This window comes from Nitrosopumilaceae archaeon, from assembly GCA_035631875.1.
GTDB lineage: Archaea > Thermoproteota > Nitrososphaeria > Nitrososphaerales > Nitrosopumilaceae > TA-20.
Genome location: DASQHX010000010.1, coordinates 128,116 through 142,560 on the forward strand (window position 1 = coordinate 128,116; position 14,445 = coordinate 142,560).

Consider the following 14,445-nt stretch of genomic DNA (forward strand, 5'->3'; position numbering starts at 1 on the left):
AAATTAAATAAAATTTAGATTTTGATTATTCCGTGTTGGATAATATATTGAATCCCTTTTACAAATTCATCATCAGATATCTGGTTGTTTTTCCACCACCCAGCATCATTTTTTATCCATGATGGAATTTTTGAAGCTTGTGAATATGGGTTTGTTAAAGTAGTGTTTATGATTTTTTGTTTGACAAGATATTGCAGTCCTTTGATAAAATCATCATCTGAGACATAGCCGTTAGCCCACCCTCCAGCATTAGTTTTAATCCAATCTGGGATTAATGCAGGTTGCGGTACAGGTATTTCACCAAATCCATTATTGCCATAGATTAATTTGATTTCGTATGTGTCATAAGGCGTTATATCAAAATGTGAATTCCCAATTGCAATAACAACTGGAACCATAATTGATGGAATACTTGTATACCCATGTATCCATTGTGACAAGTCATTTGGATTATCTGAAAGAAAATGACCCAGTCCTAACGCGTGGCCCATTTCATGGCGTATTATCATTCCAAGTTGAGCGTCACCTAATGCATAGCCAGTATAATATGGCACCCAATTTGTAGTTGTGTAGATAACGTTTGCATCACGGGTTTCATTTTGAATTGCATTTATGTTAACTTGTAAATAATAAACTTGAATACTAGCCTTATGATGTTCATAATCATATTGAGTGATTCCTCCTATCTCAGTTTGTAAAGCAGTATCATCTGGTTTTTCTTTATAATTAATTATTATATCACAATTTGAATAATCAAATGTTTTTTGTTGCCAGAGAAAAACTTTGACAAGGGTAATTTTCCATATTGGAGTATGGCTTGCAGGCGTCCCTTGTGAAGTATTTAATTTTGTAGACCAATCAATTGTCGCATATTCAGTTTGAGTAAGCATACGATTTCCAATTAAAGGAAAATTTGGATCCGGCGGTGGTTCTACTGCACATATGGTTGGACTATGGGCTAGCTTGAAATTTGTTCGTTGAAAACCTTCTACCAGTGCAAACGATTGATGATAGGCATAGACAGATAATAGCAATATGATGAATATTGCTGTAATAGTTAATGTTCTCATGATTATTGAAACATGTTGCATTATTTAAAAACAAGATGAGTTGAATCCATTTTAAATTCATTAAACATTAAATTAGTACATTTACTGAATCATAAGAATGACAAAGAAATTTGAACATGAGATAGAGGTCAAAGGCCATCTCATAGATTCAATGATACTTACAAAAATATTTGATGTAATAATGGATTTGGGTGGAGAGTTCCAAGTACAGGAATTTAGAGTAGGAAAGAGAAAAAAAGACGAAAGCTACGCAAAGCTTCTCGTACAGGGCAAATCACAGAAACATCTTGATGAAATTTTAGAATCAGTATACCGTGCAGGCGCCACTTCAAAGATACAGCAGGAGATCAAGTTACAACCTGCACCGAAAGACATGGTGATGCCTGATGATTTTTACAGTACAACAAACAATCGTACTGATATTTTCTACAAAGACCAGATGATAAAGGTAGAAAACATGATGATGGACAAATGTATTGTAGTTAAGGGAAACCGAGCTTGGTGTTCTCCCATTCGTGAAATTAAAAAAGGAGACATGATAATTGTGGGGGAAAGAGGAATAAGGATCACGCCTCCTGAAAGACCAAGAGAGGGAGTCAATCTTTTCCAGTTCATGGGAAGCAGTAGCTCAAGTGAGCGTCCAACACAACACATTGCAAGAAAAGTTGCCCATGATATCTACAAGACAAAAAAAGAGAAAGGTAAAATTGTTCTAGTGGGCGGTCCTGCAATTGTACACACTGGCGCGTCTGATTCAATTGCAACACTAATAAGATTAGGGTTTATTGATGCAGTACTTGCTGGAAATGCACTTGCAGTTCATGATATAGAATATTCCACACTAGGAACTTCACTTGGGATGAATGTTCAAAATGGTACTTTGGCAGTAAGAGGGCATCGAAATCATATGCAGGCAATAAATTCAGTTTTCAAAGCAGGCACCATACCAAAAATGGTTGCAAATAAGACACTAACAAAAGGAATAATGTACGAATGTGTTAAAAGAAAAATTCCGTTTGTCTTGGCAGGCTCGTTGCGAGATGATGGACCGCTTCCTGATGTTATAACAGACATGACAGTTGCACAGAAAAAATACAAGGAGATCCTAAAGGATGCAAAAGTGGTAATAATGATATCAACTATGCTTCATTCTATTGCAACTGGGAACATGTTGCCTGCCGAGGTAAAAGTAATCGTAGTTGACATTAATCAGCCAACAGTAACCAAATTGATGGACCGAGGAACATGGCAAGCTCTTGGCATAGTCTCTGATGTTGGTGCATTTTTGCCTCTTGTAACACAAGAGATTCAAAAATTGATCAAGAATTAGTGTTATCTAATCTTACAAATTTGTTTTACCATAGACAATAGTAGGAAATTACAATATGAACATGTTATATTGATTTGAGTTTGTAACCGTGTTTTTTCATAATTTCCTGCACCTCTTCATCACTTACTTGATCAAACATTTCGTAGAATTCACCCACTGCATTAAAAATATACGGAGATTGTAAAACTACTATGTCTGCTAATTGATTTAGTTCAGATATTGTTTCAGGAGGTCCGATAGGTATTGCAATTATGAGTTTTTTTGGTTTTTGTTTTTTTATCCAATGAGCAGCTACTGACATGGTTGCCCCTGTAGCAATTCCGTCATCAACTAGAACAATAGTCTTTTCAGCTAAATCATATTCTCTGCTTTCTCTAAATTTCATCAATCTGCGTTCAATTTCCTTTCTTTGCTTTGTAATCTCTTCTTCAACAAAACTTTCTGGAATGTTTAGCGCATTAATAATTTTGATGTTTGGAAAATAACTTCCGTCATGCATAACTGCGCCTATTGCAAGCTCTTGATTGTCTGGTGCACCAACTTTTCTTGAAACTATAACATCTAATTTACAATTTAAAATAGAAGAGATCACATCAGCGATGATTACTCCACCTCTAGGTATAGCAAGGATTATAGGATTTTCATCTTTTAACCACAATAGCTTCTCGCAAAGTCTCTTTGCAGCGTCTGTTCTATCTTTAAAAATCTTATCCATTATTTTTTATTGTATATTATCATATGATTAAAATCTTGCAAAACAAAATAATCAGTGACGATGTTGTTTCATGGATTTGAGATCCAACACTATTACTTTTCTTCCAAGAGAGTAATCACTACCACATATTGGACAGTTGAAACTATTCCATCCTATTTGATCAAGAATTATTTCTTCGTTGGAATGATTTGCACATGTTAACCTTTGTTCCATGAAAAATATACTATATTTTTCTTAATAAGCAGGTGTACTAGATTGTATATGACAATTGAATGGAATCATGGATCGTCAAGATGATGAGAGAGGTTTAATATTCATATATGATTATTTCTTAATCACATTATGAGATTAAAAGACAAAGTTGCAATAGTTAGTGGTGCCTCAAGTGACATAGGATTAGAAATTTCAAAAAGATTTGTCGAGGAGGGTGCAAATGTTGTTTTATTAGGCAGAAATTTTGACAAACTTGAGAAAGCGCGAAAAACAATAAAAAACTATGACACAAAAACAGTCGGAATTCCATGTGATCTTACAAATGAGGCGCAGGTGTTACAGACAGTAAAACAAATTTCTGATCATTATAGAAAAATAGACATACTTGTAAACAGTGCAGGTCTTATCAACGACCCAATACATTTTCATGAAATGCCCGAATCTGATTGGTCAGCTTTGATAAACACAAACATCTACGGAACTTTTAGAATTACAAAATCAGTCTTAATTAAAATGCTAGAAAATAAAAGTGGATCAATCATTAACATTGGTTCAATATCAAGTGAACGTGCAATACCAAAGGTACACTTGACGGTATATTGTACAACCAAGGCTGCAATTAACATGTTTACAAAAGGCATAGCTATAGAATATGCAAGAAAAAACATTCGTTGTAACTGTATAAATCCTGGAATCATCAATGCCGGAATGATAAAACCTTATGTGGATTATCCTGATGCAAGAAAAGTTTTAGAGGACAAACAACCATTAAACAGGATAGGAGAACCTGTGGATGTTGCAAATGCTGCTGTCTACTTGGCATCAGATGAAGCAAGTTGGATTACTGGTATGATCTTAAATGTAGATGGTGGAAAATCCGCCTCTGAAGGATAATTAAAATAAAGAGTGATTGTTTTTTGTTACTTGAATTTTATTCCATTCTTTTGTAAATTGATTTAAAATCTTCTGCTATCAGGTATGCCGTATTCTCAAGATGTGTAACTTCAGTCATGTTTGATTTCCCTCTAGCTAGCTGTCGCATCTGTGTCATGCATTTGTGGATTTGATTGTGATCTGGTGTCGCCTCATCAGACCAAATATTGAAGCATTCTACAAAATCAAGACAAAAATTCAAGACTATTAATTCCCAATCTTTAGTGTTGGTTGGATATCCTATGCCCTGAGCAAGTGTACGAAACTCATTACTTCGATCAATAAGGAGCATTTTGAGTGCTTTGTGTGCTTTTTTTAAATCATAATTATCTAAAGCGCTTGAACCTTGCATACAAATTATATCATTTGGTTTTATTTTAAGGATCTTATTATTTTCATAATTTATCTAATGAATTACGGTAACTGGACATGTAGCATGTTCAGAAACATATCTTGCGGTGCTGCCAATTCTTTTGATTGCTGCAAGACCTTTCATGCGTCTGCTACCCATTATTATAAGATCAGTTTTATTTTTCTTGGCTTGTTTTAAAATTGCGTTAGAAACATCATCATGAACTATTTTGTAAGATGCCTTTGAGCCCTCTTCACGGCATTTTGCTGTCACCTTACTAAGATCTTTTTCTCCTTGAGTTGTTAGCTCTTTTACAATTTTTTGATAATTAGTAGCCATCGCACCCACGTATATTGAATCATTAATAGGATAATAGAGTGGAACGACCATTAAAATATTCAGTGTTGCGTTAAAATTTCGCGCAATTTCTTTTCCCAACTCTAGCGCTTTTTTTGACATTGGTGATCCCTCGTATGGAACCAGAATATTTTGAATCATCATTCTATAACATTACCATTAATCATCTCTTCTTAATGCTGATTTTATAAGGTTCCGCTTAAAAATAAACCAATGAAGAAATAAATGTTCTAGTTTGTATTTTGGTTGATTTTCGTTAGTTCATCGTATTCTTCTTGCGGTGTTTTTTTAATAGATTTCATTCCAGGTTTATTTCTTGGTTTTGATCTTACCATGCAGTTACAACAATTACAGTACAGATCTACCGTGTCAGCGGTTACTGGGTTTTCTTCTCTGTCATGACATCCTTGCCTTGTGATAAAGACTCCACAAATCTGACATCGTACTTGACCTGACAAATAACGACTTGTCCCATCCCTTGGTTTTCTAATCTTATACTCTTTACAAACACCTTTACAGATACCGCTGTCCTTTTCCACGATTAATTCTCAACAAAGATGAATAAATTTCCATCCATCTATTAAAAAATGCGTTATTGTGAATCTAGTTTTTTCTTGATCATATCAAGAGTAAGTGAGGGATTGGCCTTACCTTTTGTCTTTCTCATCACTTTGCCTACAAGGTAGTTAATTGTATCAGGGTTTTGTTTTGCTTCAGATACAGCTTTTTGTTCTTCAGTAAAAACTTCGTCTATTGCTTTTACTAGTGATGACTCGTCATCAACATTGCCCAAGTCAAGGCTAGAAATTATTTCTGAAACAGGTTTCCCTGTCTTTAATATTTCCTGTAAAGCAGTTTTTCCAGAAACTCTTGTAATTTTGTTGTTCAATATGGAATCAGCCAAATCAGATAGATGTTTTGGAGTGAGTTTGAGTTGTTCTCGTTGTTCTTTAGTATCAGCAAAGCCTTTGAGATCTGTAGTTATGAGATTTGCAATTTCTTTAGCATTTTTTTCTGTATGAGATTGTTCAAATAAATCAGAATAAAATTTGTCAGAAGATAGGACTTCGGCAACTTGAGCTGGGATTCCATATTTGTTTATGTATCTCACTTTTTTGGACATGATGCTTTCTGGCATTGTTTTTTTCAAGTTGTCAAGTAGTGATTTTTCAATTATTATTCTTGGAATATCTTCTTCTGGAAAATAACGGTAATCTTGCTCTTCTTCTTTTAATCTAGATGATACAGTAATTTTTCTTGCTTCGTCCCAATGTCTTGTTTCTGCAGGAATTGGTATTCCTCTTTCTGCCAAGCTTTGCTGTCTTGTTATCTCAAAGTGAAGTGCCTTTTCTATATCACGAAATGAGCCTACGTTTTTAATTTCCACCCTTTCTCCTTTTTCAATTGAAATGTTGCCATCAACTCTAAAGGCGCCCTCTAGAGACGGATCTGCTACACCTAGATTTTCTACCAAATCAGCTAGAATGTTTAAAAAGATTCTAACTTGTTTGGGATTTTCAAAATCAGGTTCAGTTACCATTTCAACAAGTGGAGTTCCTGCCCTGTTGTAGTCAACCAAAGTAATCTGTGTTTTCTCTGAGCTTCCACTATATACCAGTCTGCCAGGATCCTCTTCTAGCTGTATTCTTCTGATTTTAATTTCCCTGTCCTCGATTACAATCATTCCATCATAACCAATACTTGTTGGACCATATGCGTTATACTGGGTAATCTGGAAATTTTTTGGAAGATCAGGATAGAAATAATTTTTTCTGAAAAATCCAATCTTTGGAGGTATTTTGCATCCTAGTGCGATAGACAGCAAGGCTGCTTTTTCAACAGCTTTTTTATTCAAAATAGGCAATGAGCCTGGCAGCCCCATACATACTGGACAAATGTTGGAGTTTGGCTCAAAACTCCTATAGTCTGCCTTGCAAGAACAGAATAGCTTACTTTCAAGTTTTGTAAGCTGACAATGAATCTCTAATCCTATCTTTGTCAAATTGGCACCTCAGGAAGGTTTGTTGTTTTCTGTAATGCATAAGCTGATTGTAATAGCTGCTTCTCTTGAAGAGAATTTGCAAAGAGTTGAATTCCTATAGGCAATCCATTTGACATTGCAAATGGAACAGAAATAGCGGGGATTCCAGAAAGATTTGCAATTATTGTATTAATATCAAGCAAGTAAATCTTCAACGGATCATCAATTTTTTCGCCAATCTTAAATGGCAGAATTGGCATTGTGGGAGCTAAAAGAAGATCTACTTTTTTAAAGGAGTCAGTAAGTTGTGATTTAATTAGGCTTCTAACTTTTTGTGCTTTTTGATAATATTTTCCGTAATACCCAGCTGAAAGCACAAATGTTCCAAGCAGCATCCTTCTTGTGACTTCAGGTCCAAGATTGCTTCGTACTTTGGAAATGTATGAGTTATACTCGTATCCTTCTACACTAAAATCAAAACCGTACCGCAGATTATCAAATCGTGCAAGGTTACTGCTTGCTTCTGCAGATGCCAAAGTGTAATATGCAGCAACAGAATGTTGTGCTGAATCAAGCGAGATTGGAATACATTCTGCACCAAGTTTTTCAAATGTAGATACGGCGTGTTTTGTAGCTGATTGGACATCTTTGTCTACTCCCTCGCCAACCATCTCTGAAATTATTCCAATTTTTTTACCTGATACACCTACATCAATATCCTCAGTATAATCAGGCGTTCCATTTTCAATTGTAGTATTATCATGAGAGTCACGCCCTGCAATAATATTCAAAATAAATGCAACATCTTTGACAGTTCGCGCAAGTGGACCTATCTGCTCAATACTGTTTGCAAATGATACCAAACCATATCTGCTAATTAGTCCATATGTCGGTTTTAGGCCAACCACAGAACAAAAACTAGCCGGGCTTCTCACAGAACCACCAGTATCAGACCCAAGTGATGCAATACACTCAAATGCACTAACAGAAACACCGCTTCCACCTGATGAGCCTCCTGGCACATAATCTGTATTCCATGGATTTCGGCTAGGGCCAAAATAGCTATATTCTGTTGTAGAGCCCATAGCAAATTCATCCAAATTTGCCTTACCAATAATTATTGCATCTTTTGATTTTAATTTTGAAACAACGGTAGCGTCATATGGTGCAACAAAGTCTTCAAGCATTTTTGACGCGCATGTTGTTTTCATACCTTTTGTACAAATATTATCTTTAATTGAAATCGGCATGCCAAAACATAAGCCAACTTTTTCTTTTGCTCTGATTTTTTTATCTATCTGTTTTGCTTGTTCTATTGCATTTTCATTTATTGATATAAACGCATGAAGGTTTTTTTCTACCTTGTTTATTCTCTCTAGTGTTTTTGCAACAAACTCCTCAGAAGAGGATTCGCCATCTCGTAATTTTTGTATATATTGAGCTATAGAAATTGCAAGTGTCATCTTAAACCATCTTTGGAGCCCTAACAAAATTTTCTCTAGTCTTTTTTAATTTTTCAATAAGATTCTCTCCATATGGCACAAATTTATCTTCACGTAGATCATCAAGTGTTAATTCTTGTCTAAGTAAATCCTCTGTAGTAATCTCCACTTTATCCAAGCGTTCAAAATAATTCAAAATCTGTTCTACTTGTAAAATATATTTTTGTGGATCTCTAATCTCTATTTTTATTAAATCACTAAGGTGTTCTATTTCTTTTTTATCTACCATTATTTTCCCTACGGTGTGAGTCTATCCACGTCTCTTGGATAAAATGTTACATCTCTAATATTTTCTGTCCCTGTTAGTGCCATCATCAATCTTTCAAGACCAATTCCACATCCTGCATGAGGCGGAACACCATAATCAAATACTCTAAGATGATAATCAAATGGGTCAAGCTTGAACCCTTTGTTTTTCATTCTTTCCTCAAGATCAGATCTTTTTTCGATTCTGGTACTACCAGATGAGAGCTCCAAGTCACCATACATGAAATCAAATGATTCAGATAGTTTATGGTCATCTGCTTTTGCTTTCACATAAAATGGCTTTGGACCCAATGGCCAATCCTTTATAAAATAAAATCCTGTAATGTTGAGTTTTTTCAGATTAGATGCATACAGATCGTCTCCCCACTCAGTAGTTATTCCAGCTTTTTGCATCTTTTCAATTAGCTCAGAATATGTATACTGTGGGATAGAATCAGAAATTTCAGGAGTTTGAAATTTAACATCAGAATTTAATTTTTCATTATAATCTTGTATTACCAGTACGACTCGTTTTACTATATTTTCAATGTGTCTCATAATATCGTTGTAATCTGCAAATGCTTCTTCTAGATCTATTGAAATAGCCTCAGAGAGATGTCTGTTTGTTCTAGAAGGTTCAGCTCTAAAAATAGGAGCAATTTCAAAAACTTTCTCAAAGCTCATTGTCAACTGTTCTTTGTAAAGTTGTGGGCTTTGGGCAAGAAATGCTTCTTTGTTATAGTAAAATATTGGAAATAGTGCAGCACCTCCTTCGGTAGCTGTAGCAATCATTTTTGGTGTATTTACTTCTACAAACTCTTTTTCATACAGATAATCACGGATGGATTTTAAAACTAGACTTCGTGCCTTGAAAACATGTTGTAAAATACTTCTTCGGAGATCTACTGCACGTATTTCTAAACGAGTATCAATGTTGGCAACAGTTTTTGCTTGTGATGTAAAAGGTGCAATCTTTTCTGCTTGAGAAAAAACTTTCATTTCAAGAGGACTAATCTCTGCGCCATGTGGAGCCTTGTTTGAGGGTTTGATTGTTCCTTTTATGGCAATACTTGACTGTTCTTTTAGCTTTACAATTTCTTGCCGTAATTCTTCTCTAGAATCACCTTTCTTAGCAGTAATTTGAATATCCCCATTTTTGTCAGTAATCATCATAAAAATGAGATTTCCGTGGTCTCTCACACTAGATACCCAACCCATCACAATTACTTCTTTTCCTTCCATGGAGGGATTAATTTCGTTTGAATAAATCGTTCTACGCCAAATTCCAAGATTATTGTCTGTCAAACCTTTTCATCAAATCTGTTCTACTTAGTGTTAATTTATGTTTTGAATACCACATTCATGTAATTCTCAATTAGATGCAAGCATTAAAGGGGATAAAAAGTGGTTCTTGTTGAGAGTTTATCCCACAAGTTAAACCACATACCTGTGTCGGGTATGCTGATATATCTTGATGCAGATTAAAAAAGAGTTGTCAATATTTTTTGTGACAAAAACCTGGTTTCAAACTTTGATAATTCTGTTTTTTATAAGAAATGGAATCATGGAATTAGAGGATATTATGATAGATTCTGTTCCAACTGCATTATAACTTTTTGAATTTGAGATATTTTCTTTTTTAAAGTTTATAATTTTTTTACGCATCATGCGAAAAACAGCTTGACATGCATCTTCACTAAATTTTACTTTGACACTAATATCATTTTTTATAATGTTAATTTCCAGATTCTCAAATAAAGACACATATTTTGTTACTATTTTTCCATATCTTCTTGTAACTTCACCGTCTGCAATTAACAAGCCATTTTTTATAAGCGAATTAATTTTTCTATAAGAAGATGTTTGTGGTAATTTTGATGCACTTATGATATCTAAAATTATACGTGGCTTGTTTGCAGTTATATTTAGAATTTTTTTCTTGTCTTCATCAGCATAAGAATGAAGAATTAAGGAAATTATGGATTTATCTTTTATAGTAACTAATTTTGTGTGATTACCATACACTAATTTTTCCATGTTTGAACCATCTTGAATATCAAAATTAATAATATATGGACTTTGTGATAGCAGGTCTGGTTTACATGTCTATTCTAATTTTAAATCGTCTTCAAAACCTCTATAAATTAAACAGAATTATGCATATTATTGGCACTTACTAATAGGGAAAAATTGATCATTTCAATATCAAACGCCATTACCTTGTATTCACAAAAATTACAGGATGATACACTTCCTCAAAACCAATCAGTCATAGATTTTATTCTTAAAACCATTCCTGAAAGTTCAAGATCTGATTTATCAATGGAGTTAATTGATGATGTGTTTTCTTTTATTTCAAATTCTCACATGGAACTTTCATAAAGAACCGCCTATAAGGAAAATTACAGATGACATCCATAGCTACACTTGGTTCTCATTGTGCATTACAGGTCTTAAAAGGAGCAAAAGATGAGGGATTTAAGACCATACTTGTATGTGAAAAAAAACGTGAAAAACTTTATCGTAGATTTAAGTTCATAGACAAACTAATCCTAGTTGATACATTTTTAGAATTATCAGAACTAAAATGCTCTTCACAGCTAAAAGATGATGATGCAATAATAATCCCACATGGCACCCTTATTTCTCAAATGAATTCATCACAAATAGAATCAATTAAAATTCCAGTTTTTGGCAACAAATGGATACTCAGATGGGAATCAGATAGAAAAATGAAAGAAAAACTAATGGTGGAGTCAAATCTCAATGTTCCCAAGACAATCCCTAGTCCAAAAGACATCAGTACGCTAGTGATAGCAAAAAGACATGGAGCCGCTGGAGGCAAAGGGTATTTTTTGACTACAAGTGAAAAAGACTATAACAAAAAACGTGACAAGTTAATTGCTCAAGGCATTATCAAAGGAGACAGTGATCTATATCTCCAAGAATATGCATTTGGAGTATCCGCGTATCTTCAATATTTTTATTCACCATTGACTGGAGAATTGGAATTTTTTGGAGTAGATAGAAGATATGAATCGGATATCGATGGACTTGGAAGAATTCCAGCACCACAGCAAATGGATATTGATTTGATTCCATCTTTTAATGTGATTGGAAACAGTCCAATAGTCTTAAGAGAATCACTTCTTGACGAAGTCTATTCAATGGGAGACCGGTTTGTAGATACGGCAAAAAGACTAGTTGCCCCTGGAATGAATGGTCCGTTTTGTTTAGAAGGAGTTTATGATGATAATGGAAAATTTACCACATTCGAGTTTTCTGCACGAATAGTTGCAGGTACCAATCTGTATGTAGACGGGTCACCGTATTCGACATTTCTTTATGATGAACCTATGAGCATGGGAAAAAGGATAGCTCGCGAAATCAAGAAGGCTAAAAGTGACAATCAGCTTGCAAAAATAACAACCTAAAACTTTTGTTTTTAATTGGAAAATATTTATGAACCACCAAGTGTGACCACAAGATCTGTAACAAACCCAATACACAGACCGATAAAAATGCCAACCATCAGAACATCGTTTGTTGTATGTTTTCTTCCCGTATTGTACATTAACATAGAAACGTAAATGAGTGCACCGCCTGCAATGGATAAGAACAATATGTATGCAATATTAGAGTTCCACAAACTACCAAGTATTGTACCGATAAATGTCGGTCCACCACCAATTAGGCCTACCTTTGCAAGAAATTTGGCAGATGGCTTTGTTAGAAGGCCTGTAAGTGGACCTGCAATTCCAAATCCTTCAGTAGTATTATGAGCACCAAATCCTATTATCAGAATTATTGCAAGTCCTATCTGTCCTGCAATATATGATTGACCAATAGCCAATCCTTCGCTAAAGTTATGAGAGCCAATTCCAATTGCAATCATCATGGCAAGCTTGTATGCACTTGCATCGTGGAATACTTTGTGGAGATGGTCATCGCCGCTCTTGATATTTTCAAGAGATAAAATTTGTGGGAATTTTTTTGTCATTATCTTTGTTTCATAGTATACTAATCCAATAAGACCAATAGCAATTCCACCAAACATTGCAGCAAGATCAACTATTGCGTCTCCTGTACCTCCTTTTCCAGAAAATGCGTTAGTTGCTGCATTTGATGCAGTCTCATATGCATGACTAAAGACGTCAATTATTAAAAATACTAAAATTCCTAACGCAAGAGCATTAAGAAATCCCTTCTTTTTTGAACTAAGATTTTGTAATCTAGCAACTGGAAGACCAAGAAATATTGTGAACCCGGCTATGGCGCCCAAAAGTAAGAGCTGCCAGTAATCTATCATACATCTTAGTTAGGACAAGCTAACTTTATTTAAACGAGAAACTCATTCTAAAATCTTAGAATGAGTTACATGTCACTTAAATAGTTAGGCTGTCCTAATTGAAAAATCATTGAGAAAAAGACATTCACTTTCGCAATTAAAAAAATATGATGTAAATCAAAAAATCATTGAAGCTCTAGCTGATGCGCAATCAAGAGTAATTTTGTTTTCCATAATCAAACAAGGAAAAACAGCAATGGAATTATCCGAAACACATAGAATTCCTCTTAGTTCAGTTTACAAAAAGATTTCAGATCTTGAAGATATTGCTCTTGTTAAAGTTGACAAATGGATATTATCAGACAATGGCAAGAAATTTAAAATTTACAAAAGCAGAATAAGTAGAGCAGACGTAAGCATAAAAAAACCAGAACCCACAATTATTCTAACTCCAAATGATCAAAGATGATAGTTTGAATAACTTTAGTGTTTTTCATGATTTGCAATTGTATGTAATGCCGCACTTTTAGCAGCCAGTTCAGCAGTTCTTTTGTTATCAGAACTTCCTATTATTATCACATCGTTGTCATTAGGAACTAATTTCTTTATGATTAACGAATGTATTTTTGGGTTATTTCTTAACAAATCTTCTTGTGTATCTGGCATTAGAAGTCTACCATTTTTAAATATCAGTGTGGTCGCACCTACTGCGCCCAATTTGATAGCGGCATCTCGTTGTTCGATGCCACTTCCAACATTATAGGCAATATCCTTTACCAATACCGCATAGTTGAATTTTCCTAACGCAATTGAACATTTGAAAACGTCCATCTCATTTGGAATTACATCATGTAATTTCTCATACACTGTTTTTCCTTTATTTGTGGGCCACATTCCGGCATTAGAGTTTTCTACCAAGCCTGACATTTTCATATGTTTTACAAGCGTCTTTACAGAGCCCTCTCCAAGACCTAATTCACGCATTAATAATGATCGGCTTATTTTTTTCTTATTTTCCATTAACTGCATTGTTTTTAACACATGAACTGAATCAAAACTTAGCAATCTACTGGGAGCGTATCTTTCTGCTACTTTGGAGAGCAGTCGTAGTACCTGATGCATTTGTTTTCAGTCCTGTTTAGATCGCTAATTGTATTTAAATTAATTTTAGAAAAGCAAGAGTTGGATAAACCATCCAATCGCTTAAATACAATTCAATTTCTAAAATAGAAAATGACAAACATTTTGCAACAACTAACAAAATCAAGTCATGGAGTTCCAAAATTAGCCATAGGAATTCTTTTGGTATTGTTCGGAGTTGGCTTTTTTAGTATGGGATTCGATCAAGGTCAGCTGTTTAGTATGATTGAAGGTCCAAAAGCATACGGCGATATGTATCTTCACGAGTTCTCACATGACATGAGACACGCATCAGGTTTTCCATGTCACTAGTGGTTT

Annotated in this window: 19 protein-coding genes; 6 read left to right on the forward strand and 13 right to left on the reverse strand. The window is 34.6% G+C overall.

The genetic code is table 11. The features are described 5' to 3' along the window. Positions 1 to 14 precede the first annotated feature (14 nt). Positions 15 to 1,070, reverse strand: coding sequence for a M66 family metalloprotease (locus VEU72_05695; GenBank protein HYL66626.1), 1,056 nt, complete (start codon positions 1,068 to 1,070; stop codon positions 15 to 17). Positions 1,071 to 1,167: 97 nt separating this feature from the next. Here VEU72_05695 and VEU72_05700 point away from each other — a divergent pair, with 97 nt between their 5' ends. Beyond that, positions 1,168 to 2,400, forward strand: coding sequence for a TIGR00300 family protein (locus VEU72_05700; protein ID HYL66627.1), 1,233 nt, complete (start codon positions 1,168 to 1,170; stop codon positions 2,398 to 2,400). A 64-nt stretch (positions 2,401 to 2,464) separates the two neighbouring features. Here the strand turns inward: VEU72_05700 and VEU72_05705 are convergent, their stop codons facing one another. Both VEU72_05705 and VEU72_05710 read right to left on the reverse strand, forming a co-directional pair. Further along, positions 2,465 to 3,115 (reverse strand): phosphoribosyltransferase family protein, encoded by a 651-nt coding sequence (locus VEU72_05705; GenBank protein ID HYL66628.1) that lies wholly within the window; start codon positions 3,113 to 3,115, stop codon positions 2,465 to 2,467. A 51-nt stretch (positions 3,116 to 3,166) separates the two neighbouring features. Beyond that, positions 3,167 to 3,328 (reverse strand): hypothetical protein, encoded by a 162-nt coding sequence (locus tag VEU72_05710; protein HYL66629.1) that lies wholly within the window; start codon positions 3,326 to 3,328, stop codon positions 3,167 to 3,169. A 129-nt stretch (positions 3,329 to 3,457) separates the two neighbouring features. On the opposite strand from VEU72_05710, the gene VEU72_05715 reads away from it, so the two are divergent. Beyond that, positions 3,458 to 4,222, forward strand: a complete 765-nt coding sequence (locus VEU72_05715) for an SDR family oxidoreductase (GenBank protein HYL66630.1) — start codon at positions 3,458 to 3,460, stop codon at positions 4,220 to 4,222. 37 nt (positions 4,223 to 4,259) lie between these two features. On the opposite strand, the gene VEU72_05720 is transcribed toward VEU72_05715, so the two are convergent. The 8 genes from VEU72_05720 to VEU72_05755 form a co-directional block, all read right to left on the reverse strand. Beyond that, on the reverse strand, positions 4,260 to 4,613 hold the full coding sequence (locus VEU72_05720; GenBank protein HYL66631.1) for a hypothetical protein: 354 nt from the start codon (positions 4,611 to 4,613) through the stop codon (positions 4,260 to 4,262). 54 nt (positions 4,614 to 4,667) lie between these two features. After that, positions 4,668 to 5,114, reverse strand: a complete 447-nt coding sequence (locus VEU72_05725; GenBank protein ID HYL66632.1) for a universal stress protein — start codon at positions 5,112 to 5,114, stop codon at positions 4,668 to 4,670. Between the two features lie 86 nt (positions 5,115 to 5,200). After that, entirely contained in the window at positions 5,201 to 5,509 is a 309-nt protein-coding gene (locus VEU72_05730) for a hypothetical protein (GenBank protein ID HYL66633.1), read from the reverse strand. A 53-nt stretch (positions 5,510 to 5,562) separates the two neighbouring features. Continuing rightward, the gene (gene gatB / locus VEU72_05735) at positions 5,563 to 6,972 is read right to left on the reverse strand and encodes an Asp-tRNA(Asn)/Glu-tRNA(Gln) amidotransferase subunit GatB (GenBank protein ID HYL66634.1); all 1,410 of its coding nucleotides are present in this window, start codon (positions 6,970 to 6,972) and stop codon (positions 5,563 to 5,565) included. Continuing rightward, entirely contained in the window at positions 6,969 to 8,414 is a 1,446-nt protein-coding gene (gene gatA / locus VEU72_05740) for an Asp-tRNA(Asn)/Glu-tRNA(Gln) amidotransferase subunit GatA (protein ID HYL66635.1), read from the reverse strand. The genes gatB and gatA overlap by 4 nt, the downstream gene beginning before the upstream one ends. A 1-nt stretch (position 8,415) precedes the next feature. Further along, positions 8,416 to 8,682: a hypothetical protein gene (locus tag VEU72_05745; protein ID HYL66636.1), complete on the reverse strand. Its 267-nt coding sequence runs from the start codon at positions 8,680 to 8,682 to the stop codon at positions 8,416 to 8,418. A gap of 8 nt (positions 8,683 to 8,690) precedes the next feature. After that, positions 8,691 to 10,004, reverse strand: coding sequence for an aspartate--tRNA(Asn) ligase (aspS, locus tag VEU72_05750; GenBank protein HYL66637.1), 1,314 nt, complete (start codon positions 10,002 to 10,004; stop codon positions 8,691 to 8,693). A gap of 219 nt (positions 10,005 to 10,223) precedes the next feature. Further along, on the reverse strand, positions 10,224 to 10,736 hold the full coding sequence (locus VEU72_05755) for a hypothetical protein (GenBank protein HYL66638.1): 513 nt from the start codon (positions 10,734 to 10,736) through the stop codon (positions 10,224 to 10,226). Between the two features lie 129 nt (positions 10,737 to 10,865). Between VEU72_05755 and VEU72_05760 the strand changes: the two genes are divergently transcribed. Continuing rightward, on the forward strand, positions 10,866 to 11,081 hold the full coding sequence (locus VEU72_05760; protein HYL66639.1) for a hypothetical protein: 216 nt from the start codon (positions 10,866 to 10,868) through the stop codon (positions 11,079 to 11,081). 26 nt (positions 11,082 to 11,107) lie between these two features. Further along, on the forward strand, positions 11,108 to 12,133 hold the full coding sequence (locus VEU72_05765) for a formate--phosphoribosylaminoimidazolecarboxamide ligase (protein ID HYL66640.1): 1,026 nt from the start codon (positions 11,108 to 11,110) through the stop codon (positions 12,131 to 12,133). 26 nt (positions 12,134 to 12,159) lie between these two features. Here VEU72_05765 and VEU72_05770 read toward each other — a convergent pair whose 3' ends face one another. Then, complete coding sequence (locus VEU72_05770) at positions 12,160 to 13,008, reverse strand: hypothetical protein (protein HYL66641.1); 849 nt, start codon at positions 13,006 to 13,008, stop codon at positions 12,160 to 12,162. Positions 13,009 to 13,117: 109 nt separating this feature from the next. Here VEU72_05770 and VEU72_05775 point away from each other — a divergent pair, with 109 nt between their 5' ends. Next, positions 13,118 to 13,456: an ArsR family transcriptional regulator gene (locus VEU72_05775; protein HYL66642.1), complete on the forward strand. Its 339-nt coding sequence runs from the start codon at positions 13,118 to 13,120 to the stop codon at positions 13,454 to 13,456. A 14-nt stretch (positions 13,457 to 13,470) separates the two neighbouring features. Here the strand turns inward: VEU72_05775 and VEU72_05780 are convergent, their stop codons facing one another. Then, positions 13,471 to 14,109 carry a DUF4443 domain-containing protein gene (locus tag VEU72_05780; GenBank protein ID HYL66643.1) on the reverse strand — a complete coding sequence of 213 codons (639 nt, stop codon included), beginning with the start codon at positions 14,107 to 14,109 and terminating at the stop codon, positions 13,471 to 13,473. A gap of 111 nt (positions 14,110 to 14,220) precedes the next feature. On the opposite strand from VEU72_05780, the gene VEU72_05785 reads away from it, so the two are divergent. Beyond that, entirely contained in the window at positions 14,221 to 14,439 is a 219-nt protein-coding gene (locus VEU72_05785) for a CbtB domain-containing protein (protein ID HYL66644.1), read from the forward strand. Positions 14,440 to 14,445: the final 6 nt, after the last annotated feature.

Coding starts and splice junctions, on each gene's coding strand:
- VEU72_05695 (HYL66626.1), bottom strand. CDS start 1,070: ATGAGAACATTAACTATTACAGCAATATTCATCATATTGCTATTATCT.
- VEU72_05700 (HYL66627.1), top strand. CDS start 1,168: ATGACAAAGAAATTTGAACATGAGATAGAGGTCAAAGGCCATCTCATA.
- VEU72_05705 (HYL66628.1), bottom strand. CDS start 3,115: ATGGATAAGATTTTTAAAGATAGAACAGACGCTGCAAAGAGACTTTGC.
- VEU72_05710 (HYL66629.1), bottom strand. CDS start 3,328: ATGGAACAAAGGTTAACATGTGCAAATCATTCCAACGAAGAAATAATT.
- VEU72_05715 (HYL66630.1), top strand. CDS start 3,458: ATGAGATTAAAAGACAAAGTTGCAATAGTTAGTGGTGCCTCAAGTGAC.
- VEU72_05720 (HYL66631.1), bottom strand. CDS start 4,613: ATGCAAGGTTCAAGCGCTTTAGATAATTATGATTTAAAAAAAGCACAC.
- VEU72_05725 (HYL66632.1), bottom strand. CDS start 5,114: ATGATGATTCAAAATATTCTGGTTCCATACGAGGGATCACCAATGTCA.
- gatA (HYL66635.1), bottom strand. CDS start 8,414: ATGACACTTGCAATTTCTATAGCTCAATATATACAAAAATTACGAGAT.
- VEU72_05745 (HYL66636.1), bottom strand. CDS start 8,682: ATGGTAGATAAAAAAGAAATAGAACACCTTAGTGATTTAATAAAAATA.
- VEU72_05755 (HYL66638.1), bottom strand. CDS start 10,736: ATGGAAAAATTAGTGTATGGTAATCACACAAAATTAGTTACTATAAAA.
- VEU72_05765 (HYL66640.1), top strand. CDS start 11,108: ATGACATCCATAGCTACACTTGGTTCTCATTGTGCATTACAGGTCTTA.
- VEU72_05770 (HYL66641.1), bottom strand. CDS start 13,008: ATGATAGATTACTGGCAGCTCTTACTTTTGGGCGCCATAGCCGGGTTC.
- VEU72_05780 (HYL66643.1), bottom strand. CDS start 14,109: ATGCATCAGGTACTACGACTGCTCTCCAAAGTAGCAGAAAGATACGCT.
- VEU72_05785 (HYL66644.1), top strand. CDS start 14,221: ATGACAAACATTTTGCAACAACTAACAAAATCAAGTCATGGAGTTCCA.